This window comes from Bacillus siamensis (genome assembly GCF_051628075.1).
GTDB lineage: Bacteria > Bacillota > Bacilli > Bacillales > Bacillaceae > Bacillus > Bacillus siamensis.
The window spans coordinates 1,756,358-1,783,171 of the sequence record NZ_CP155579.1 but is presented as its reverse complement, the minus strand read 5'-3'; the positions used below and the strand labels follow the sequence as shown (position 1 = coordinate 1,783,171).

Below are 26,814 nucleotides of genomic sequence, written 5' to 3'. Positions count from 1 at the left end.
CTTAACTCAATTGTTGTGCACGTCTAGTTACTTTAGGCTGATAGCTTCGCAGTTTTTGCATCGCCGAGCCGTGATGTTCTGGGTATACTTCTATCATTTCTTCCGGTTTTTCCAGAGGCTCTTCCGCCTGTTTCATCATGACGAACTGGTTCAACGGGCCGCCGAGCAATCGTTCAAGCGCCGCCATTGCTTCGGGCGCTTCAATTGATCCGACTCCCGCCTGTTTCATCCGTTCTTGATAGTCGGCAGATGAGACGATTCCGACACTGCCCCAGTAGCTCCAATTCATCACCGCCGCCTTATACGGCCGCGTTTGAGCCAAATGAGCGGCAAAGGCATCTTTGAAACTGCATCCGGCGGCGTAATTGCTTTGTCCGGCCGCGCGTGCAAATGATTGTACAGACGAGAAGAACAAAGCAAAGTCCAGCGGCTCATTTCGGAAAACATGGGCCATATTCACGCTGACATTGACCTTTGCAGCAAGCACGCTTTTGAAACGGCTTTCCGGCATATTTGCCAGACTCTGATCCTCTAAAACGATTGCGGAATGGATGATTCCGTTTATTTGCGGGTACGTGCGTTTGATCGTTTCATACGCCCGTGTGAGTTCATCCTGATCTGCCGCGTCTGCTTCAATATAAATCGGCGCCGGGCCGAACTGGCTGAGTCTGTCGATTTTTTCCTGGATGGCACTGTTATGTTTTCGTCTGCCGATCCAAACGACGCGTGCCTGATACGTTTTTACGGCATATTCGCTCCATGCCTCGCCGATGCCTCCGGCGCCGCCGATGACGACATAGACGCCGCCTTTTTGGTAAGCGGGCCGGCTTGACACCGGCTGCTGCACAGGAATGAGGCGCTGTTTGTACCAGAGATTGTTCCGGTACGCCAAAGTATTGCCTTGCTCATCGAACGGCGCCGAGAACAGCTCCGCCTTTGAAACATCTTCCGGACATCCGGCATCAATCAGCCTTGTCTGCCAGTTCGGATACTCTTTTGCGAGCGAGCCGATTAAACCGTGAAGGCATGCGTGAGCCGGATCAATGATGTCCCCCGGCTGTACGGACTGTGTTTTTATGGTGACTGCAGTCAGGCTGATTCGCTTGCCTCCATATCCTAAAGCAAGCATGGCCTTGATCACTCTGTACATCTGGATGACGCCCGTATCCTGAGCTTTCACCATGTCAGCAGCGCTGTGAACAGGGGCGATCCATACGATATGGCCGAATGGCCCGCTTGCTTTCATTTTTGCTGCAACAGCCTCTATCTCATCCTCCAGGGTGATATGAAGCCTTTTCGCATAAGGATGATGCAATTGAAAAGCTGCGCTCTCCTCATCCCCCGCGATAAAGACAACCTCTTCCGTCTTATATGCCGGGCTTCGGTCACTGAATTCCGCAAGATCCCATACCGGAGCCAGAAGGTTTGCTCCATTTAATGATGTTTCCGGCGCAGAGCCTTCCATCATTCTGGAAGAAATCCCTTTAATCCTGACACAGACCCGGCCTGTCTCATCGCATAAGTCAATGTCCAGCCGCTGTATTTTCTCGTCCGTTCCCCGGGAGCTGACATACGCCCACATGCTTGTCGTGCACGGACTGAAAATGTCCAGTTCCTCAAGAGCGAACGGCAGTGACAGCTGGTTATCATCTGCGTGCAGCTTCAGCCCGATTGTCGCTTGCAAAGCTGAATCAAGCATACACGGGTGAAGAACGTATTGATCTGCCGTTTCTTCGAGGAAAGAAGGCAGCCGGAGCTCAGCCAATGCTTGATTGTTTCCGATGTGAATCTGCTTGATTCCTTGTTGTCCGGGACCGTAGTCAATGCCGATTTTGCTGAATAAGCCGTAACACTGCTCAGAAGTCAGCATGCTGCGGCTGCATTGAGCTTTCAGTACGCCTATATCACGATGCGGAGTCTCAACGGCGCCGAGAATGCCGGCAGCCCCCTGACAGTGTATTTGCCTGCCGCTTGCTTCTGTTTGTGAAGCCGTGTAAATGTCATACACGATTTCACCGTTTTCCCTTGGAACGAGGCTGATCTGCGTTTCAATCGGGCGGCTTCCCGCTTCAATCGGCCGAACCCAGCCGATGTTTTTCAGACGGATGACAGACGGACGTTCTTTTTGCCCTTTGACCGCCTGAGCAACTGCAGCCCGAGCCATTTCCAAGTAGGCGACGCCCGGCATGACCGGTTTGCCTTTAATCAGATGATCGGTGAAAATCGTCTCCTGCCCCGTAAATTCAGATCGGAACCGCTGTTCTGTTAAATCCGATACGTTTTCGTGGAGCAGCGGATGCAGCACCTTGGCCGTCGGCACAGCTTGCGGTTTCTCTGCTTTCGGCCGGTTGTCTGTGATCCAATAGCGCTCTTTCGCAAAAGGATAAGCAGGAAGACTCATCCGTTGGGGCTTGATATCAGCATACAGGCCGTCCCATTTGATATCGGCACCCTGCACCCATAATTCGGCAAGCTTGTCATTCTCTCGGCGGCTGATCAGTTCTTCTGTATCCGCTTCGCCGTTTGCGCCTGCCATAATGGATTTCAGCGCGGCTTTACCCGCTTTCCCTTTATAGATGCCCGCTGCGTCATAATTCCCTTTTGCACAGCTCTTTAGCTTGTCCCGCAGTTCTTCCGCGGAGGAAGCGATAACGGCCGCTCTCTCTTCCATGGCATCACGCCCCTGCTGAAGCGTGTAAGCAATACCCGTAAGATCCTCATCCGTAAAAGAAGCTTGTGCCAGCTGGTGTGCCTGTTCCTGCAGACGGTCTTCTTCTTTGGCCGACAGCACAAAGATTTGAGGGTGTGTGAAAATGGCTGTTTTCCTTTCTTCCCTCGGGATATATTCTTCAATGACGACATGTGCGTTTACGCCGCCGATGCCGAAAGAACTGATTCCCGCACGGCGCGGCAGATCGCTGCCGTTTTCGTCTTTCAATGCCGTCCATTCTCTTTTTTCCTGTACGATGTAAAACGGGCTGTCTTTCAGTTTGATATACGGGTTGATGACCTCGCTATGGAGGCTTTTTGCAAGTGTTTTATGCTTCATCTGCATCAGCACTTTGATCACACCCGCGACACCGGCTGCAAGCGACAAATGGCCGATATTGGTTTTTGCCGAGCCCAGACCGCAGTGACTCGCGTAAACAGCGGGATCGCCGGTTTTTTCGTACAGCTTTTGAAAGGCTGATTTCAGTCCGTTAATTTCGACCGGATCGCCAAGCTCCGTTCCAGTTCCGTGCGCTTCAATATAAGTGACGGTTCTCGGATCAATGCCGGCTTTGTCATAAGCCGTTCTGACGACTTCCGCCTGGGCTTTCGGATTCGGTGTCGTCAAGGAGTTCGCGCGTCCGCCGTGATTAACCGCGCTGCCTTTAATGACGCCATAGATGTGATCGCCCGCTTTTTCTGCTTCTGACAGCTTTTTCAAAAACAGAATTCCGGCACCTTCACTGACGGCAAATCCGTCCGCCCTGTCGGAGAATGTTTTGCATTTCCCTTCTTTGCTCAGCGCGCCGGCTTTGTCATAAGCGATGTGGCCCTGCGGTGTGACGACGGTATTCACGCCGCCGGCGATCGCCATGTCGCAGTTCCCGTTTTCAATGGCGCACACCGCGTGATGAATCGCGACCAGCGAGCTGGAGCAAGCCGTGTCGATCGGTTCACTCGGCCCGTGCAGATTGAGCATATAGCTGACACGGTTCGGTCCTGCTGACGGACTCATATTTGCGGCTGACGCACCGCCGATATCCAAGTCGGAAAACAATGAGCCGTATCCGGTATTTCCCGTGCCGATGTACAGGCCTGTTTTCGTGCCGGAAAGGCTTTTAGCGGAATACCCCGCATCTTCAATCGCTTTCCACGCATACATCATTAACAAGCGCTGCTGCGGGTCCATTTGTTCGGCTTCCAGCGGCGAAATTCCGAAGAACAGCGGATCAAAATCCGCAACTCCGTCAATAAATCCGCCCCACTTTACATTTGTTTTGTTGGCTTCATTAAGCGGGTCGCCGTAATACTCCCGCCAGTCCCAGCGGTCCGCCGGCACTTCTGTTATGCAATCTGTTCCCTTTTCTAAGTTACTCCAATATTCGTCTATATTTGCAGCCTTCGGAAACACTCCGCTCATGCCGACGATAGCGATCGGTTCCGGTTTATGTTCAACCGCAGTCTGAACAGGCTGTACGGCAGTTTTTGCAAAGCGCTTGTTCCCTGTCAGTCTCATGCTGCCGTCATCTGTTATGCGGCTTTGTTTCTCTTCTTTCGGCTGTGTGCTGCCGGCAAATTGTGTGTGATAGTCTTCGGCCAGATGATGTGCCAAGGCTTGAATCGTCGCATATTCAAAAAATACGGTCGGTGTCAAATCAAGCTCATAAGTGTCATTCAGCTTGTTGGCGAATTCCGTCAGCGTAATGGAATCAAATCCGTATTGGTTGAACTCCAATTCAATATCGATTTCATCAATGTTTATTTTCAGAAGTGCGGAAACTTCTTTTGCCAGCAATTCCTGAATTTTTGCCGTCAAGTCCTTCGGCGCAGGCGTTTCCTCCGGCGTTTTCTTAACTGGTGCAAAAGCGGCTGCAGGCGTCTTCTGAAGCAGTTTTTCCCGCATGACGGCGCGGTTTCCTTCCATGACGAGCACACTTGTTTTCCCTGTGCTCCATGCGTTGTAAAGAGCTTCTATTCCGGTTTCAGTGCGCATCGGCACGACACCGGTTCTTTTTTCGGTGAGCTTCGCCATTTCTTCATTGACTTGCATTCCGCCGTCTCTCCAAAGCGGCCAATTGACCGACAATGTATGCCCGTGGCGGTACATTGCCGCAACCAGCGCGTTGCGGTATGCCGCATAGCTGTCCATAAATGCGTTTGCCGCCGCATAATCCGCCTGTCCCGCATTCCCGGTGACACCGGATATGGATGAGAAAACGATGAAAAAGTCCAGCGCTAAATGCTCGGTTGCTTCATCAAGGTTGACAAATCCGTCGGTTTTAGGCGCCAATACACTGTAAAACTCTTCGGTTGTTTTCTTTGCGATATACTGATCTTTCATCACACCGGCGCTGTGAATAATGCCGTGAAGGCCGCCATATTCCGTTTCAATTGTATTGACCAGCTCTGCCGCAGTTTGAGCGTTTGTCACATCAGCCTGTCTGTATTCCGCTTTTGCTCCGAGTGATTCAAGCGATTGCAGCAGCATCCGCTGATTCTCGCTTAACGCGGAACGGCCTGTCAGAACGAGTGTCGGCTCTTTGACTTTGCGGGCGATTTCTTTTGCGAAAATAAAACCTAAGCCCCCGGCTCCTCCGGTAATGAGATAAATGCCTCCGTCATTCCACGGAATACGTATTTTATTGCCGGAGACGCTCGTTTCTTTGACATCTGCGCTGTATCGGATGCCGTTTTCATATTTGACATGGCTGTCATCAGCCCGTGTTTTATTTTCCCGGATGATGTCTTTGATTCTGCCGTTTTCTGCTGGTTCTATTTCAATCAGCTGGGTTTTCAGTTTTTGATGTTCCAGACCGGCTGTTTTTAACAGACCTGAAATCCCTGAGAGCAGCTGATGCTTATCTGTTTTAGAGAGAACCGTCTGGATGAGGACGTCTCCTTCCGTCTCTTCCTTCAGCAGTTTTTGCAGCGTCTCCAATATCCGTCCTGTATAATCACGGAAGCGCGCCGCAGCTTTCCCGTGCGGGGAGGTCAGTTCAATGCATTCGGCCCCCGCAGCTTCAGCGGCTGGTTTCAATCCGGCGTCTGTGTCACAAAGTATCACGATATGCCGGGCAAAAACCGGTTCCGTTTGAAAAGCAGTTTCATCGCTTCGGGTCCATACCGGCTCAAGCATGAGCGTTTCCGGGGCTTCTTCTTTTTTCTCAGGTTCTTTTTCTGCCGTTCTGAATGACAGACCTTTCAGCCTTACGCAAACCTTGCCGTTTTTATCACAAATATCAAGATCGCGTTTTTCAACCTGGCCGGCTTTATGGTCTTCAGAAAGTCTGGCGTAAACCCACATCTCGGCAGCGCATGCGCTGAATACTTCAAGCTCCTGAACCGCAAACGGAAGCATCAGTTTTTCATCATTTGTTCCGGTTAATATGCTTGATGCCTGCAATGCTGAGTCCATTAAGCCCGGATGCATGACATACTGCCGTACCGTGTCTGAACAAGCCGGATCAAGCGACAGTCTGCCCAGTACGAAATCGTCACCTGTATAAATCGCTTTGACACCCCGAAAAGCCGGGCCGTAATCAAAACCGATTTTACGGTACATATCGTACACTTCGTCTGCAGAAAACGGTGTCTCAGCGGATCGTGATCTCAGCTTTTGCAGATCAATGACCGGTGCCTCGGCGTCAGGGCGGATTGATACTGAACCTTGACTGTAAACGGACGGCTGATCTGTTTCCCGGCCGCTGTAAATGTCAAATTGAACATTGTTTGCAGGATCGGGAACGAGGCGGATGTTGACATGGACCGGCTCGTCTTCAATGGTGATCGGCCGCACCCAAACCGTATTCTTAAGTTTGATGCTTCCTTGTCCGGCCGGCACTTCAGATGCCTGTTCCATTGCTGCGCGCGCCATTTCAAGATGTGCCACTCCCGGTAAAATCGGCACGCCTTGTACAACATGGTCCGCAAGGTAAAATTCTTCCCCGGTGTAGATTGAGCTGAACCGCTGTTCGGCAAGGTTTGATGTATTTCTGTGCAGAAGCGGATGCAGCACGTCTAGTTTTCCGGCTGAAACAATGGCTGTTTTTTCGTGTTTTCCGGTACGTTTCGCCGCCCAATAACGGTCTTTTGCAAACGGGTATGTCGGCAGGCTTATCCTCTTAGGCTGCCGGTCTCCGTACAGCTTCGCCCAATTGACGTTCAGCCCTTTGACCCATAATTCAAGCAGCTTCGCGTATTTGCCGCGTGCCATCCATTTTCCAACGGCTTCTTGAATGTCTTCATCTTCCGTCAGCATTTGCAGCGTGCCTTTGTCTATTCTTCCTCTGTACAAGTCCGCGTTCTTATCCCCGGTGATAAACTGTGACAGTTTTTCCTGCAGTTCTTCTGCGGATCCGGCAATAACCGCCAGACGTTCTTCCATGGCATCCCTTCCGATTTGGAGGGTATAAGCCATAGAAACGAGGCTGGATTGATCGTATCGTTTTTCAGTAAGCGCACGTTTCAGCCGTTCGGCCTGTTCTATCAGGCGTTTTTCATTTTTGGCGGATAGAACGAAAAGACATGGGTTGATATGCGAATCATCTGCTTCCGCTTTTTCTTGCGGAATGTATTCTTCGATGACCACGTGGGCGTTTACCCCTCCGATGCCAAATGAGCTGATGCCCGCGCGGCGCGGCTCATCGTTTCCGTGTTCGTCCGTCTGCGTCTTCCATTCCATCGTTTCCCGCACCAGATAAAACGGGCTGTCTTCAAGCTGAATGTACGGATTTACCGTCTCACAATGAAGACTTTTTACCAATGTCCGATGCTTCATCTGCAGCAAGATTTTAATGATTCCCGCTGCTCCCGCCGCAAGGGATAAATGGCCGATATTCGTTTTGACTGAGCCTAAGCCGCAATAGCCGGACGCTTTCTCTTTTCCGTCTGTAAATGAGCTGAATGCTTGCTTCAGACCGTTAATTTCAACGGGATCTCCAAGTTCTGTTCCCGTGCCGTGCGCTTCGATATAAGAGACCGTTTTCGGATCAATGCCCGCTTTTTTGTATGCGGCTTTAATGACTTCCGCCTGCTGTTTCGGGTTAGGCGTTGTTAAAGATGCCGCGCGGCCGCCATGATTCACCGCGCTTCCTTTAATGACGCCGTAAATATGGTCTCCATCCGCCTCCGCCGCTTTCAGTTTTTTGAGGAAAAAGAGCCCGGCTCCTTCCCCGTGGGCAAAACCGTCAGCCTGATCGGAGAATGTTTTGCATCGCCCTTCTTTACTCAGCGCCCCCGCTTTGTCAAAGCTGATATACACATCCGGAAGAATGATCGTATTGATTCCTCCCGCCAAAGCCATGTCGCACGTCCCTTCCTCAATTGAAGAAACGGCATGATGAATCGCAACGAGTGAGCTTGAGCATGCCGTATCAATCGGTTCGCTCGGTCCGTGCAGATTGAGCGTATAGCTGACACGGTTCGGGCCGACAGACGGGCTTGTATTGGCTGCGGACGACCCTTCAATCGTCGCATCGGCGTTGGCTAAAAGAGATCCGTAACCGGTATTTCCAGTCCCGATAAACACACCTGTTTTTGTGCCTGAGAGACTCTTTGATGCATATCCGGCATCTTCAATCGCTTTCCACGCATACGTCAGCAAGAGACGCTGCTGAGGGTCCATCTGTTCCGCTTCCCGGGGCGAAATTCCGAAAAATAATGGATCAAACTCTGCAATTCCGTCAATAAATCCGCCTTGGATGACGTTTGTTTTATTGGCTTCTTTTGCAGGATCCCCGTAGTAGTCCCGCCAGTCCCAGCGGTCTTTCGGAATCTCGGTCATGCAGTCTTTGCCTTCTTTCAGGTTCTGCCAGTAAGCTTCAATGTCTTCGGCCATCGGAAAAATTCCGCTGATGCCTACGATTGCGATCGGCTCCGGCTTTTGGTTCCGCTGCACTGTCTGCGGCAGTGTCTCAGTCAGAGTGCGGCGGCGCTTAACGGACGGGCGTGTGTTTTGAGCCTCTTTTACCGGTCTTTGTGATTGGACCGTTTTTGTATTTACCGCAAAACGTCCCGCGAATTCCTCTTCATATTCACCGATTAAATGAACAGCGAATTCATGGATCGTCGGATGATCAAAGAAAATCGTCGGTGTTAACGTGAGCCGGTACGTTTTGTTTAACCGGTTTGTAAACTCGGTCATCGAAATTGAGTCAAGCCCGTATTTTGTCATCTCTTCATGAGGATCAATGTTGTCAAGCTTCACTTTTAACAGTGAGGCCGTCTGCTGTTTTAACAGATGCTTCACTTTTTCAAGCAGGCTGTCAGCATCAATGTCATGACGTAAGCGGGTCTCTGCTTCCGGACGGTCATTTTCTTTGCGGAACAGCTTTTCTTTCATGGTTTTCCCATCTCCTTCAAGAACCGTCATCCGGGCTGTCCCGCTCATCAAGCCTTGATATAAGGCCTTGATGCCGGCTTCTGTGCCGAGCGGTGCGATTCCCGCCTCCTGCATCAGCATATCTTCTGTCTGCTTTCCTGCCTGCATTCCGCCTTCTTTCCATAACGGCCAGCTGACAGAAAGCGTCTTTCCGTATCTTTGTCCTGCGGCTTGCAAAGAACGGCGGTACTCGGCATACATCTCCATAAAGACGTTTGCGGACGCATAGTCAGCCTGGCCGACGCTTCCAAGCACACCCGATAAGGAGGAAAAGACAATAAAGACATCTAATTTCTCGTGCTGTGACGCTTCGTCAAGATAGACAAGACCCTTCACTTTCGGAGCGAGAACGTCTTGGTATTCCTCCGCCGTCTTCTTCACCATGTAGTTGTCTTTAATAACACCGGCACTGTGTACAATCCCGTCCAGCTTGCCGTGCCGTTTGCGGATATTGCGGATGAGACGGTATACTTCTGCTTCATCTGTGACATCGGTCTGCTCGTAAAAGACAGATGCACCGAAAGCACGCACTGTTTCCATCATGTCTTTCTGCTTTTCTCCGAGAGCGGATCGGCCGGTTAATATGATGCCGGCGTCTTTTGTGCGGGTTGCGATCTCTTTTGCAAAGATCAAGCCTAAACCTCCCGCACCTCCTGTAATGAGATAAACGCCTTCATCTTTCCACGGAATGTCCGGTTTTGCTTCAGAAATGTCCATCTCTTTCCAATCAGCAGCAAAGCGCTTGCCGTTTTCATATTTCACATAGACGCTTTCGGCATGCCTGCGGTTTTCCGCCGCTTTTTCCGCTATGCCTTCAGCACTTTCTTTCTCATCGGCTTCTATCATTTGGCAGATCAGCTTGAATTGTTCTAGACATGCCGTTTTGAAAAGACCGGTAATGCCTGAGAACACCTGCTGTAAGCCCGCTGAACGCGTGACAGCCTGAAGAAGGATGCGGCCTTTCGGCTTACTTTTCATGATGGTTTTCATACGGGCAAACAGCTGGCCCGCATAAGAATGATAACGCTCTGCAATGGATGCGGGACGCTCGTCCAAGATCAAGACGCTTGCATGTTCAAGCTTTGCTTCGACGGCTTGTTTAACGGCCTCATCGTACTCACAGAGAAAAATGATATGCTGTTCATACGACGGCTCGCGGTCCGCCGGTTCCGGCTGCTCTTTCCAGACCGGTTCAGCCAGCAATATCTCGGTACGGCTGACCGAAACGCCGGCACCCGCGTTTTCTTCCATAATCCGGGTTGAGAAACCTCTCATCCGCACACAAAGCACGCCGTTATGGTCATATAAATCAATATCGGCTTTTTGAATAGGATCGCCGGCTTTATTGTTCGCGCTGAATGTGACGTGCACCCACATGTCATCAGCGCATGGCTTCAGAACATCCAGCTCCTCTAAAGCAAACGGCAATGCGGCTTTGAATGGTTCTCCGCTTTCTGCAAGTTGCGCTCTTGTCACGTTCTGCAAATATTCGGCGGCCTGAAGCGCACCGTCCATCATACTCGGATGAAGAATATAATCAGCTTTTGTATGAGAGACGGATTCAGGAAGCTTCAATTTAGCAAGCATCCGGTCTTCGCCTTTGTATACAAGCTGGACACCTTTGTAGCCCGGCCCGTAATCAGCTCCGATCATTCCTTTGTAAAACGCTTGAGATTCGATTGTTCCCTGCGTGCATCGGCGCTTCAGCTCATCAAGATCCGCTGTTTCTTCCGGTTCTTTCCGGATGATTTCAGCGATGCCCTGATTATAAAGAAGGTCTGCTTCACCGCTTGAATCATTCCCGCCGTACATTCTGTATTGAATCTGCCCGTCTTCTTCTTCATAAAGTCCGATATGAACACGGACAGCCTCCTGATCGGCTATCACCGGGCGGACCCATACGATATTCTTTAAACGCAGGCACAGAGATTCGTCTGTTACCCCGCCGATGCTTCTCTCCGCCGCGGCCCGTGCCATCTCAAGGGTGACGGCAGCCGGCACGATCGCCATTCCTTTAATGATATGCTCGGCAATAAAATACTCTTTTCCCGTGAATTCCGAACTGAATCGCTGCTCCTGCAAAACAGATGTATTCTGATGTACCAGCGGATGCAAAAGCTTCGCATCTGTTTGCTTCACGGTTTCTTCCGGCCAGAAGCGCTCCTCTGCGAACGGGTAGGTCGGCGCACTGATTTTTTGCGGCGCGGAATCCTCATACAATAAGCTCCAATCGACACGCACCCCTTCTATCCAAAGCGCCGCAAGTGCTTTCAGCTTTTCATCCCGTGTCTGACATGCCGCAAGCTCATCCAGCTCCTGAGATGACGCTTCTTTATTTCTCACCTTTTCGCCCCGTAAGATGTTTTGGTCATTGCCATTGATGAAATCCTGCAGCTGCCGCTTCAAATCGTGACGATCATGACTGATAAAAACGGCTCTCTCTTCCATCGCTTCACGTCCGGTCTGATACGTAAATGCCAGATCATGCAAGGACACATCGTTTTCGGCGTCATTCAGAAAGTCAGAAAGACAAGACGCATAGGCAGTCAGACGCTCGTGATTTCTCGCCGAGAGCGGAACGATATAAGGCGGCTGTCCGTCATTTGATCCGCTGATCGTTTTGTTTTCATACTGTTCAAAAATGGCGTGTGCGTTTGTTCCTCCGAGTCCGAATGAGCTTAACGCTGCGCGGTGCGGCGTGTCTCTCTCCGGAAGCGGTTTTCTCTTGTCCGCCACATAAAACGGCGAACCGCTGAATGTGATATTCGGATTCGGTGATGTGTAATTAAGGGTAGGCGCCAGCTCCTGATGATATAAACTCAACGCAACTTTAATACATCCGGCAAGGCCCGCTGCTGTATCCAAATGGCCGATATTTGTTTTTACGGAGCCGATCCCGCAATACTGCTCCCGATCCGTGTAACGTTTATACACTTGCTGCAAAGCAGACATTTCAATCGGGTCACCCAGCGTCGTTCCCGTGCCGTGCGCTTCAATGTAAGAAATGGTCTCCGGGTGAACGCCCGTGCTGTCTAAAACATGCTGGATGACGTCCGTCTGGCCTTTTACACTCGGTGCGTAAAAACCGACTTTATCCGCTCCGTCATTGTTCAGACCGATGCCTCTGAGCACGGCGTATATGTGATCTCCGTCCTGTACGGCTTGTGACGCCTTTTTCAGCAGAATGACGGCCGCTCCTTCTCCGCCCGCCATACCGTCGGCTGAAGCGTCAAATGCCTTGACATGCCCGTCGCTTGAAAAATTCAATCCGGCTTGATGCACATAGCCGATGCTGGTCGAAGCATGCAGAGTTGCTCCGCCGACAAGCGCGTATTCCGATTCTCCGCTCGTTATGCTTTTGCAGGCTGAATAAAGACCGACCAGTGATGACGAGCAATTGGAATGAACGAAATAGCTTGGCCCTTTTAATCCGAGCTTATGGGAAACCATCGTCGGAATCGTGCCGCTCTGCGCTAACACCCATGACACATAGCCGTCAGGTGATTCGTGGCCTTCTGTCGTTTTTTCCGGCAAAAGCGACCGATACGAATTATTGCTTGCCGACATATAAACGCTTGTCTTCGGAATCTCTTTGGATACATATCCCGCATCCTCGACGGCTTTCCAGGAATGAAGCAGCAGAAGCCGCAGCTGAGGATCCATAAATTCAGCGTCTTTCGGAGAAATGTGAAAGAACTCAGGATCAAAAAGATCTTTTCCTTCTATCGCCGATAATACCGGCACATAGTTTGGATTTTCGATCAAATCTTCCGGGACGCCGGCTTCCCGGAGCTCTTGTTCCGAATAGAAACGGACGCTTTCCTTTCCTTCTCTTAACTGCTTCCAGAACTCATGATGATTTTTCGCGCCGGGGAACTGGCAGGAAATTCCTACTATCGCCACACTGTCTTCAAGGTAAGACGGCATCCCGTTTTGCGGTGTTTGTTCTCTTTCTCTCTCATCTTGGCCGGGCGTTTCTGATTCATCCGCCTGTTTTGTTTCAACAATAAAACGGCTGATCGCCTGAATCGTCGAGTGTTCGAATAAATCCGTGACGGTAAAATCACATTCCAGCTCCTGTTTAATACGTTCTGCCGCCGCAACAGCCAGAAGCGAGTCGCCCCCCACATCGAAAAAGCCGTCTTCAGTTTTGATTCCTGCCGTATTCAGCAGGTCTTCCCATATTTCGGTCACTTTCGCTTCCGCTTCTGACAACGGCAGTCTGCCCGTCCTTTCAGACCGGTGAACGATCACCTTGCGCTGTTCCAGGTCTTTGCGGTTCACTTTTCCGCTCGGTGTTAACGGCAGCGCATCCAGACGGATAAAACGGGCAGGCGCCATATAATCCGGCAGACCCGATAAAAGATGTTCGCGGAGCGCTTTTTCATCTGCCGAATGACCGGAGCGGGCCGTATAATAAGCAATCAGCTTTTTATGTCCGTTCTTTTCCTGCACAACAACCGCCTGATCAAGGATATCCGGATGCTCGCTCAATTTTGTTTCAATCGCTCCCAATTCAATGCGGAAGCCGCGGATTTTCACTTGACTGTCAATACGGCCGGCATATTCTATATTTCCGTCAGGCAGCCATCTGGCCAAATCGCCTGTTTTGTAAAGCTTTTCTCCTTCACTAAACGGATTATCAATAAATGATGCCGCCGTCAGCTCAGGCTGATTGTAATAGCCTCTGGCCAGTCCGGCGCCGGCCACGCAAAGCTCTCCGGCCACACCGTCAGGGACGGGGCTGAGCTTTTCATCGAGGATATAAAGCCTCGTGTTTTGAATCGGTTTCCCGATCGGTGTATTCCTGCTTGTGATGTCCTTATCGCCGCAGCTGTAGTAAGCGGCATAAATGGATGTTTCCGTCGGGCCGTATATATTTTCAATTCTGGCATGCTTGAAGATGGAAACCGACTTTTTGACCAAGTCTTTCGGAAACGCCTCTCCGGCCACCATTACATATTTCAAAGGACCGCCTTCTGTAAATGCCGTATGCCGCTTTACCGTTTCTAAAAATACATTAAACACGGCAGGGGCAAAATTCAGATGCGTCACCTGGTGAGTCTGGATATATTCCATGCAAAGCTGCGGATTTTTTTCTGCACCGGGCGGCAAAATGACAAGCCGTCCGTTTCCGATAAACCAGCCGAATAATTCTGAAATTGAAACGTCAAACACATAATTCGTTTTTAACAAATAGGCATCCTCATGCGCGACTGGATACTCCGCTTCTAAAAACTGCAGTGTGTTCATGATGGCTCTGTGCTCAACCATGACGCCTTTCGGTTTTCCCGTGCTTCCGGACGTATAAAGAATATAAGCGAGATGATGCGGTTTTGAACGCGGCATCAGTTTCGCTCCGCTGACAGGACGTCCGCTGTTTTCAATCTCCACCGTGCTCACGCTACCGATGGTTAACCGCTCAATCACGCCGCGTGTTTTCGCTTGCGTTAATACGATTGAAACGCCGCTGTCAGTCAACACGTGTGCCATCCGTTCGTTTGGAAAAGCCGGGTCAAGCGGGACATACGCACCTCCCGCTTTTAAAATGGCGAGGATGCCGATGACCATCTCAAAAGAACGCTCCGTACAGATACCGACCGGGCATTCCGGTGTGACGCCCATTTCTTGCAGATGCACAGCGAGCGCCGTGCTTCGTTCATCTAATTCGCGATATGTAAGGCTTGTCTCGCCGAATGTGACGGCTGCTCTGTCAGGGTATCGCCCGGCTTTTTCTGCAAACACGTCATGAATGCAGCGCTCATTCGGCTGATTAGATGGACGGCTTTCCTCCCGTTTTTGATTGAGCAGGCCGGAGCAGGCATCAAACGCGATCTCCGGATCAGAAAGCACCTTTTCTGCCAGTTTCATATAATGCTCCGCCATCCGTTCGATGAAAGCAGGGCTGTAGACATCCGGGTTATACAGAAATTGCAGGACGGTTCCCGTTTCTTTTTTATAGACTTCAAGCGCAAGCTCAAATTCGCCTTCCTGATGAATGTCTTCTATCATTTCAATGCCGAGTGATTGATATCGTTCCGAAAGCTTTTCCGCTCCTTCTGTCTGGAAGAAGTTTTGATAGAAAAACGCGGTTTGAAAAACAGGCGAAACCGCAGGCGAGCGTTCCGTCTTCAATTCTTTGACAAGCGCCGGAAACGGAAACGCGGCATGGTCCAGCCCTTCTGCAAGGGTCAGCTGGAGCTCCTTCAAAAACGCGCTAAAGGATTTGGCGCCCGTCTCCCTGCTTCTGACCGCGATCATATTAATAAAGTAGCCGATGACAGATTCAAATTGAGCCTCAGAACGCCCCATCGTCGGCATGCCGACGATGATATCTTCCTGATTCGTATATTGATAGAGCAAGCCTTTGAAAATAGCGAGATACACAACGGATTCATTGACATTATGTTTTCGGGCGCAAACTTTAATCTGCCGGTTCAGTTCATCAGGAAGCAAGCGCTGATACGCCTGCCCCCTGCACGTTTGAACCGATGATCTCGGGTAATCCGCCGGAAGCTCAAGCACCGGCAGCGGTCCGTCAAGCTGCTTTTTCCAATAAGAGAGATGCGTTTTTCCCTTTTCGCTTTCCAGCAGCTCCTTTTCCCATTTCACAAAGTCGTGATAATCTGCGGCCTGCTGAAGCATTTCGGGTTCTTTGCCTTCGCTTGCTTTTACATAAGCATCCAGCAGCGCCGACATAAACGTCATAAGAGAGACGCCGTCAAAGATGATATGGTGAATGGTGATTAACACAATCGGCTCCGGCTCCGCCTGACGGAACACTTGAACGCGCAAAAGCGGCCCGGTTTCAAGCGCGAACGGTTCTTTTGCTTTTTCTTTAATAAACGTAAGAGCGTCACGCCCGCTTAATTCGGAAAGATCTATTTCTTCAATCGGAAAATGCAATCCCGTATCTTCTGTCTGATACGGAAGGCCGTTATCCTCTTTTATCACACTCGTCAAAATGGGGTGCTGGCGCTGCACGGAAAAAAGGGCCGTTTTGAATGTCTCGATATCCAGCTTTTGAAAACGAAAGCATAACGGAATGTTGTATGCGCTCATCTCCGGAAACATTTTCTGAAGCATCCACAAACCTTTCTGGCCTTCGGAAAGCGGACGTTTTGCAGTCGTCCGCTTGAAAGACTGAAGCTTTTGTTCTACCTCAGCGATGGTGAGCGTTCCTGATCTGTAGGCATCGAGAAGTTCTTTATGATTCATAGGTCTTACTCCCTTCTATGATGTCTTGCACTCTTTTAAAATCCAATGTCCCCTCGGAGACCTGTTTCATCATGGCGATGATCTCCTGATCCGTATACTCCTTGTTATCCGGAGCGGCGGCTTCTGTTTCGGTTTCTTCCGTTCTGTAAAACGTTTCGATTGTTTCTTTGTGTTCTGTCAGGTAATAGCCCATGACGTCTCCGAGCGTGGCATAGCTGTAAAATAACGCCGGAGTGACTTCAATGCCGTAATGACTCGACAAAAGCGAGGCAAATTTGGCTAAATAGATGGAATCAAATCCGAATTCCGCCCAGTTTTTATGCAGAACGAGCTTATCTTTGGATATTTTCAGCAGACTGTGTATCAGCTCTTTCAAATCCGCTTCGAGCCGTTTTTCCGTGCTTTCTTCCGGGATGCGGCGGCTCACGGTTTCCAAAAGAACTTCCGTTTTTGATGAATCGTCCCGCCGGATGCCTAAAAATCGCTCGGCGCGGCTTCTTTTGCCGGCAATGACAAGGCACTGTGTGTTGTCTTGAGAAATGATGCGCTCAAACAGCTCAATGCCTTCATCTGTTTCTAACAGGCGCTGGCCGCTTGATTTCAGGTACATGCCCGTCGTCTCTTCACCGCCGACGGCCATTCCGCCGTTTTTCCAGACCGGCCAGTTTATGACAAAAGCGTTTCCGCTTTCTGATTGTTCATTTTTATAATGGGCATACGCCATTTGGAACCTGTTCGCCACTGCGTAATCACAGCAGCCGAAATCCCCTAAAACAGCCGATGTGGATGAAAAGTAGCAAATGAAGTCCAAGGTTTCGTTTTTCAGCCACTCGTCAAGAAGCAGGCTTCCGTTTATTTTCGGTTCAAGCGTATTGCGGAAGTTCCCGATTTCATTTTCAAAGACGGATGTTCTGCTTTCGATGCCAGCCGCATGAATGACGCCGTGAATGGCTCCGAATCGTTCTTTTGCGCGTTTGATGCAGTCGCCCATTCCGATCGGATCACAAACATCGGCTTCGGCGTAAAGAACACCTGCGCCGAGATTTTCCAAGTCTTTCATTTTTTCTTTCTTTTCCTCATTGATCGGCGATCGCCCCGTGAGAATGACATTTGCCTGATAGTTCCGGGCGAGGCGGCGGGCAAATAAGTAGCCGAGCCCTCCTAATCCGCCCGTAATAAGATATGTGCCCCCGGTTCTGATCCTGCTGTTTTCTTTTGTCAATCCAGTCGGTTCAGTGTGATAGACATATCGTTTCCCTTGTTCCAAGAAAACGGTGTGGTCTGTTTCAGCTTTCAGCTCGTCCCAAATGGTTCCCATCCAGTCTGTCATGGCTGCGCCTGCTTTTCTGAAGAGGCCGGTAATGTCCGTTTTCGGGAGAACCATGCCGAGCGAACGCTCAAAGCCGATCCATGATTCCAAGTAGCATTTTTCCAGACCGGATGCATATTCACCCGCCAGTAACAGTCTTTCCGGCTGCAGACCGGTCTCAGCCATAGCCTTGAGAATATAGACGATACATGAAAAATCTTCGATGCAGCTTTTATCTTCAAGCGCCCATAAATACAAAATGGCAGATGCTTCACCGTACTCTTTTTGAATGTCCGCAAAAGCGTCTACATATGATTGCGGATCTTCCCGCACCACTTGGCAGCGGCCGGCTGTTAAGCCCTCGTACCGGTTTCCCTGAGCGATAAAAATAACGTCAGCTTCACTGTCATACGATTTGATCACAGAGACGGCTTCCTGCTGCTTCTTCTGATCCGTTAAGAAAGAAATCACCGTTTTGATTTTCTTTTCTCCAGCAGACGGCAGAGCCTGTTCTTTAAGGACTTCTCTAAAAGCCATCACTTCAAACTGCTCGGCCGGATCACTTTCATCAGCCGGCGCCTTAACGGGCGCTGTTTTACTTTGTACAGGCAGCTGATGCCAGAAGCGTTCTTTCGCAAACGGATAAGCAGGCAGGCTGATGCGGGCCGGAGGACGGTCTCCGTATAATTTCGCCCAATCGATGTCCAATCCTTTTACCCAAAGCTCAAGCAGCTTAGAATATTTCCGTTTGCTGATCCAAGCGTCTATGATGGTTTCCATGTCATCATCGGCCGCAAATACGGCAAGCATCCGTTTGTTTTCTTCCGTGCTGTCGCGGTGCAGTCCGGCGCTGTCTTGTCCGGCGATAAATCCATTCAGTTTTTCTTCAAGTTCAGGCAGTGAATGAACAATAAAGCCCAGGCGCTCTTCCATCGGCACACGGCCCGTCTGGAGAGTATAGGCTATGCTCATAAGGTCACGGCCGCTGTATCTTTTTTCACGGACGGCGTCTCTAAGCTGTTTTGCTTTTTCGGTGAGCCGTTCGCTGTTTTTCGCAGACAGGACGATGATGGCAGGCTGATCTGCCGGCGTCTCATCAGGTTCTTTGTCTGCCATATATTCTTCTATGACGAGGTGGGCGTTTGCTCCCCCCGCGCCGAAGCTGCTTAACCCGGCCCTTCTCGGAAGCTCTTTTCCGCCGATGACGGGACGCTTCCACTCACCGAGCTCCTGTTGAACGGCAAACGGCGTATACGCGAACTCAATATTCGGATTCAGCTCTTTCGCGTGCAGGGACGGCGCAATTTGGCGGTCTTTCAGCTGGAATAATATTTTTGTCAGACCCGCAATGCCTGCGGCGCTTTCACAATGGCCGATATTTGATTTCGCAGAGCCGATGGCGCAAAACTGTTTGTCTGTTGTATCCTCTTCAAATGCTTTCGTTAATCCGGCGATTTCAATCGGATCGCCTAATGCGGTCCCCGTGCCGTGGGCTTCAATATAACTGACGGTGCGCGCCGGGACGTTTGCCCTTTCGAAAGCTTCTTTTATTAAGGCGGCCTGCGCATTCGGATTCGGAACGGTGTAGCCGTTCGTTTTGCCCCCGCTGTTAATGGCGCTTCCTTTAATTACACCGTAAATGTGATCGTTGTCGGCGATCGCTTGCTCCAGCGGCTTTAATACGACCGCGCCAACCCCTTCTCCGTCGACAAAACCGTCCGCGCGGTCTCCGAACGATTTGCACGTGTCGCTTGCAGAAAGCATGTTCATGACTGACAGATTCATATAATGGACCGGGTCGGTTACAAGGTTTACGCCGCCGGCAATCGCGCATTCGCTTGAACCGCTGTATAGGCTCTCAAGCGCCAGATGAATGGCCGTCAAGGAAGAAGAGCAGGCTGTATCAACGGCAATGCTCGGCCCTTGGAAATCAAAAAGGTAAGATACTCTATTGGCAATGGACCAGTAGCCGTAGCCTGTCGGGTAGTTTTTGTTCATCGCTCCGGCAAAAACGCCGATTTTTCTGCTTTGGCACAGGTTGTCAGGCGTATAGCCGGCATCCTCGATACTCGCATACGCCGTTTCTAAAAATAATCGCTCCTGCGGGTCCATTCGCTCCGCTTCCAAAGGAGAAATCTGAAAGAACAGCGGGTCGAACTTGTCCATATCCTCAATGAATCCGCCCCATTTCGTATAAATAGAGCCTTCTTTCCCTTTTTCTTCATCATAGTAATCCTGCCAGTTCCAGCGCTCCCGCGGGATTTCTTCTATGCAGTTTTTTCCTTTTTTAATGTTTGCCCAAAGCTCAGCCGCTGTTTTGGCCTGCGGGTAGCGACCGGATACGCCGATAATTGCCACGTCGCGAACTGAACTTTGCCGGACGGTCTCTTTGGCTGTCTGTTTTTCTTTCCGCCGCCAGTCAGTGCGAAGCGGCTTAGCCGGCTGTACAGCCTGCGGTTTTGATGCCGCCGGTTCTTCCTGAACAGGCGTTTGTCCCGTCAGTTTGATCATCTCGTCTTTTTTCGTTTTGATTAAGTGGCCGACGAGAGCCTCAATCGTCTGGTATTCAAAAAATAAGGTGCTGCTGACTTGGTCTAACACATTTCGTAACGCATTTGTCAGCTGTACGACGACGATAGAATCAATTCCGTATTTTTCAAGCGGCGCTTTCGGATCAATTTGAGCCGGCGGAATTTTTAACGTTTCTCCGATTAACGTTTTCAAGTACTCGGTGCTTTTTTCTGTTAAGGCTGTGCTTTTTTCGGCCGTTGTTCGCGGCTGAAGTTCGGGCGCTTTTGGCGGTGCGGTCCGTTTTCCGGCCTCAGCTTTAAGCGTTTTTTGGCGCACAATGCCATTGCTTTTTGCCGCTATAATCTGATGGCTTAATTCATGTGCCGCTTCTGCCGGGAAGAAGACAGAATGCCAGCCTTCACTTTCTAACACGCGCTTCCAGCTTTCCGGATACAAGCCCGGGCATCCCGGAATTCGAAGGCCGGAATCTTCATGCAGCCACCAGCCTTCAAGCAGACCGAAAGTAATATGCGGGAACAGGCTGTTGCCCGCCATCTCATTTAAGAGCAGCAAACCGTTGTCTTTTAAAACGGCTTTGGCGTTTCTCAGCGTCTGGCGTATGTCTTTTGTCGCGTGGAGCACATTGGCGGCAACAGCGATGTCGTATGCGCCCGGCTCTATGTCCTGACCGGAAAGCGGTTCTTCTGCATTAAAAAGTTTATAAGTCAGATAAGGATTCTGTTTGCCGTATTCTGTCTCCGCATGCACGAGAAAAGCTTTCGATACATCGGTGTAACAGTACTCTTTGATATGGTTTTGATACGGCTTAAGCTTTTCAAATATGCCTGCGCTTGTGCCGCCAGTGCCCGCTCCGATTTCCAGGATGCGGATCTCGGCTTTTGGATTTTTACTGATGTTTTCTTTCACATAGGCCGTTAAAGTATCTGACAGGGCGCCGTTGAAGTAATCCGCGACTTGGTTGTGTTTATAAATTCCTTCAACGAGTTCCATTGAAGAGTGCGGGAACATGATGTCTGTCGCCGGCACGTTTTCGCGAAGTATGTCCGGCAGTGCTTTAAGCATCGTCTCGGCCAAAACAGTCATCGCTTTTGTATCGGCGTTATTGAGCCATTCCGCCTTTTCCTGCTCCCACTTCCGCCATAACGAGGCGGTTGTGTTTTCAGCGCGGGCTGCCAGTGTAAATGAATCGGCATCCCCTTCCAGATAGCCATGTTCCAGCAGAAAGGCGATCGTTTGATTGAGCCATTTTTTAAAATAGCCGTGTTCAGGCTTATACGCTTTAAGGCTTTGCGGCGTCAGCAAGTCCGCCTCTTTTAGCTGGGCGATCAATAGCTGATACAGAAAATCATCAAGCTCCTGATGCCCGGTCTCTCTTACAAGACGTGCGCTCGGCGGAGCAACCTTCAGCTGCTGTCCGGATACAAGCGGCTGAGGCGGATAAACAGACATCTTTTCTCGTTCATTCATACCCTCTACTGCGACCGGTTTTGTCGTATGAATGAAAGCAGCCTGCTCAACCCGAAGCGTCAAAAGGGTTTCAAGCGCCTCCATCGCTGCGTCCGGTTCGATCAATCCCAATCCGATCTGATCCATCAGCTGAATAAAATTGCCGTCTTCAGCCGCCTCGCTGCTGCCCCAGTAGCCCCAATTCATGACTTTGACCGGGCAGTTCCATTTCTGAGCAAGTTCCTTCGCAAATGCGTCACTGAAGGCGCACCCTGCGGCATAATGGCTTTGTTTCACATTATGGATAAATGCCACAAGCGAGGAGAAGAAGAGCGCAAAGTCAAGCGGCTCCCGTCCAAATACCTCCGCCATGGACACACTTACATCGGCTTTTGCCCGCAGCACCGATTTGAATTCTTCTGTCTTCATATTATTTAAGCTTTGCTCAGACAGATCCATTGCCGAGTGGATGACGCCGTTAATTTTTGTATGACGCTCTTTTATGAACTGATAAGCCCGCTCTAAGGAAGCCCTGTCAGCGGCATCGGCGGATACATATTCAGGTGCCGGCCCGATTGCGCTGAGCCGGTCGAGTTTCGCCTGTATCGAATCATTCAGCGTGCTTCTTCCGATCCAAATGACGCGTGCTTTGTAGCGGCGGATCATATATTCACTCCATGCCTCACCGAGATACCCGGCGCCTCCGATCACGGCATAAACCCCGCCTGTTTGGTACAGCGTGCCGTTTTTCGGCATATTGTCAAGCGGTATCAGCTGCCGCTCATACAGCTCTTCATTGCGGTATGCCCAAACTTTTCCGTTTTTCCCGGCAGAAAGAGAAAGCGCCTCGCCGATCGGCCAGATGCCGTCTGTCTCTGTGTCAATCATGCGGATATTCCAATCCGGATATTCTTTCGCCATCGTCCCGGCAAGTCCGCTGACCGCTGCTTGTGACGGATCGGCGCTGTCCTGATCTGAAAACGGCTGGGCATTTGCTGTGACGAAGCACCAGTCCAGATGTTTCTCTCCGTATCCTAAGGCAAGCAAAGCTTTCATCAGCTTGAATACATGAAAAACGTTGCGCTCCTGTTCCTTAAGGATGTCAGCACTCTCAGCCTGCGGCGCGAGCCAAATGATTTGCTCCAGTTCTTTTTGTCCTTCAAGCAAGTGCGTAAGAGATGTGATATCATCCGTGCTTCTGATTGGATAGTAAGAAGCATTCGGCAGATGCTCTTTGATGCGCGCATGGCTTCTGTCAGTTCCTCCGAAAACCGCAGTCTGCTTATCGGCCGTTATCGCTTTCCCGGTATTTATAAGTGCAGCGGGCTCCCATGCCGGAATCATCATCGTATGGCCGACAGGAGCCTCTGGGGTTTTACCGACTGCTGTTTGGCTTGGTTCAAGCGCCCGGACGGATGCGCCTTTCATCCGAACATAAACCGTACCGGCATCATCGCACATATCAATATCAAATTTTCTTACGTTGTCATCTGCTTTGCTGCCTTCTGTGTACCGGATATATGACCAGATCTGTTCAGGACACGGCCCGAACACTTCCACTTCCTGCATCGCAAACGGCAAAGAAAGCTCATGGCTGTCTGCATCGTCATGAATCGAGCGGACAAGCAGACCGACGGAGGCGTGAAAAGCGGCGTCCATTATACTCGGGTGAAGCGTATACAGCTCTTTATCGTCTTGAACGGAAGCCGGGAGTGAAATACGGGCCAGTAACCGGTCTTCCCCGATCAGCAATTGCTGTACGCCCCTGTATGCCTCTCCGTAATCCAGGCCGATCTTTTCAAAAGCACTGTAACATTCTTCCGCCGTCACGATCCCTAAATCGCAGGAATCCTTGACAGACTCAATATCTAACTGAGCACTGCCCTGTGCAGTAATGACCGCTTCACCTTGGCTGTGAATAACCGGATCTTCGCCGTTTACTTCTGCCTCACTGTATATTTCATAGGTAATCTCACCGTTATCTTCTGGATAAAGGGCAATATGTATTTCCTTCGGTTTGTTTTCAATCATGACCGGCCGGACCCAAACGACCTGTCTGAGTGTGACGCTATGGCCTTTGTCCGTCACGGCCGCGGCCTTTTTCACCGCCTCTGCGGCCATTTCTAAATAGGCGACACCGGGCAGAATTTTTTGTCCGTTGACGACATGGTCAGACAGGAAAAATTCATCTCCCGTAAAAAGAGAAGTAAAACGCTGCTGTGAAAAATCTGACGTATTTTCTTGTAAAAGCGGATGCAGCACAGTGCCTGACAGGCTTTTCCCGTGTTTTTTCTGCTGCGGAATCCAATAGCGCTCTTTTGCAAACGGATATGTCGGAACGCTTGTTTTACGCGGTTTATCCGCATCGTACAGCTTATTCCAATCTACTGTTTTCCCTTCTGCCCATAAACCTGCAAGCTGTATCGGATCATCTGTTTCAGGAGCAGGTTCGCTCAGTTCCGGCATCTCGGCTTGTCCGCGCCAAAATCCGGGGATGGTTTCGTTTCCTTTTACGAAATCATTCAGCTTTTGCTTCAATTCGCGGGTGTCATTTGCAAGGAAGACAGCTCTCTCCTCCATTGCTTCGCGTCCTGTCTGAAGCGTGTAAGCCAGTTCAGACAGCACCGTCTTTTCGGAAAGCGACCCGGCTATTTTTTCCGCATAGGCCAGAAGCCTGTCTTTATTTCTTGCGGACAGCGGGATGATTTTGGCTGCATCGTTCTCAGGTGCAGGCGCTTTGTGTTCCGGCTGAATGTATTCTTCTAAAATGATATGGGCATTCGAACCTGATGCCCCGAAGGAACTGAGCCCGGCCCGGCGCGGATAATACGTGACTTTTCCGTTTTCTTCCGCTGCCGGCTGCTTCCAAAGAGCAGTCTGCTGCTGTACGTAAAAAGGAGACTTCTCAAATTTCACGTATGGATTTAATTCCGCTGAATGCAGAGATTTGACAAGCGTTTTGTGATGAAGCTGCAGCGCAGCCTTTGTTAATCCGCTGATGCCCGCCGCCGATTCCGCATGGCCGATATTTGATTTGACTGAACCGATGGAACAAAATTGCTGATCCTGCGTCCCTTCGCTGAACGCTTTTGACAGACCTTCAATTTCAATCGGGTCGCCTAACGAAGTGCCTGTTCCATGAGCTTCCACATAACTGACGGTCCGCGGGCTGATCCCTGCTTTTTTCAGACATGTCTTAATGACTTCTGCCTGTGCAGCAGGGCTCGGGACGGTAATCCCGCTTACTTTCCCGACGTGGTTAACGGCGCTTCCTTTAATGACCGCGTAAATCCGGTCGCCGTCCTGTTCGGCTTTTTCCAGCGGCTTGAGTAATACCGCACCGACTCCTTCTCCGGAAACATAGCCGTCACCGCCCTCGCCGAACGTGCGGCAGCGGCCGTCGCTTGAGTGCATGCCGACGCTTCCGTAGCTCAGATATTTCGCCGGGTGGAGCGACAAGTTCACACCGCCCGCAAGCGCGGCTTCACATTCGCCGCGGCGGATGCTTTCAATCGCCAGATGAACGGCGGTCAATGATGAGGAACAAACGGTATCGACCGCGATGCTCGGCCCGTGGAAGTCACAATAATAGGACACTCTGTTGGCGATCTGCGCATAATTCAGCGAAACCGGAAAAGGATCCGTTTCCGATAATTGTTCTGCGCCGATTAAGGAATAATCTTTATGCATCACTCCTGCAAAAACGCCGATCGGATGCTGTTTCGCCCCTTTATTTCCAAGCGTTTCAGGCGTATACCCCGCGTCTTCAATCGTTTCCCAGCAGGTTTCTAAAAACAGGCGTTCCTGCGGGTCCATCATTTCCGCCTCACGCGGTGAGATTCTGAAAAACTGCGGATCGAAGCAGTCGGCATCGTCGATGAAACCGCCCCATTTTGATACGGTCTTTCCAGATGGGGACGTTACGTTTTTATATGTTTTCCAATCCCAGCGGGACTTCGGAACTTCAGTGATGCAATCCGTGCCCGCCTTTAGGTTTTCCCAAAACTCCGCCACATTTTTCGCTTTCGGATAGCGGCCGGCCATTCCGATAATCGCAATGTCACCGGTGTTTTCATGATGTTCTGGCACGCCCGGTGATTCGGCTGCACGTTCCGCATATTCAAATGAAACGGTCTTTTTCAGATAGGCTGCCAGTTCTTTTATATTCGTATATTCAAAGAGAAGAGTGGGCGCGAGTTCCGCACCCGCCTTTTTACTGATATCCTGCACAACCTCAAGCAAAGAAGATGAATCCAGCCCGAGCTCGTAGTAGCCGGCAAGAACGTCCAGCGTCTCCCAAGGCTGACCAAGCTTATCAGCCAAAAGCTTCTTCAAAAACAGAATGATGTCTTTTTCATCTGCGCTGTCCGGCTCTTTTGCATCCTGTTTATTCTGTCCTGCTGCGTACCCGTCTCCTTCGAGCCGAACCGCTTTTCCCGTCATGTTTTTAAGCTCAGCCACCTTCTGTCCGGAACGGCTGAAGTACTCGATTGTCATCGTTGTAAGTTCTTTTTCCTGACGGACGCCGGAAGCGGCAATACGCGCCGTGCACTCTGATTGAAGCCTGCCGGCGGCTTTGAACGATTCATAATATAAAGGCAAGTGAAGCCGGTTTGTTTCAGAAAGCAAACCGCTCGCCCCGATGCCGCTCGCATCCAAAAGGGCGGGATGGAATAAAAAGAAATCCTTTCCTTCTTCGCAAGAAAGCTCAGCCAGCATGCCGTCTTCTGTTTCGTACAATCGTCCGCTCGATTTCATCATCCCGGAATGAACCAGGTCATGATCCAGGCAGCGGTGATACATGTCATCAAGATCCAGAGATCGGACTGACTGCTTCAGCTCGCCGAAATCAATGGTTTCGTCAAATGTGACAGCGTCTCTTTTCACCATTTCAGCCGTCGCATATTGTATATTGTCTGACAGCTCGTCATCTTGCTGTTTCTGTCCGGAAAGGGAGATGAGCCACTTTCCATCTCCGCTTTCAGAACATTGAATGGTCAGAATGATTGCAGCCGTTTCACTGACGGTTAAAGGCTGATAAATCGTGACATGCTTCAGTTCGAGCTCATTGTATGAATAACCGTGCTCCTGAAAAACCTGATAAATCAAATCGATATAACTAAGACCGGGCAATACCGCTTCACCAAAGACCGTATGGCCCTTCATGATAGGATGATCCAGTGAAATATTGATTTTTTCCGATATCATTTCTTCCCACTCC

Annotated in this window: 2 protein-coding genes; both read right to left on the bottom strand. The window is 50.4% G+C overall.

Going from position 1 to position 26,814, the window contains the following annotated elements; all coding sequences use genetic code 11:
* Position 1 precedes the first annotated feature (1 nt).
* Positions 2-16,306 (bottom strand): amino acid adenylation domain-containing protein, encoded by a 16,305-nt coding sequence (locus ABDB98_RS08830; RefSeq protein WP_438421976.1) that lies wholly within the window; start codon positions 16,304-16,306, stop codon positions 2-4.
* A complete protein-coding gene (locus ABDB98_RS08825; RefSeq protein WP_438421975.1) occupies positions 16,296-26,801 on the bottom strand; it encodes an SDR family NAD(P)-dependent oxidoreductase in 10,506 nt (3,501 codons plus the stop codon). Before ABDB98_RS08825 ends, ABDB98_RS08830 begins: the two co-directional genes overlap by 11 nt.
* Positions 26,802-26,814 lie beyond the last annotated feature (13 nt).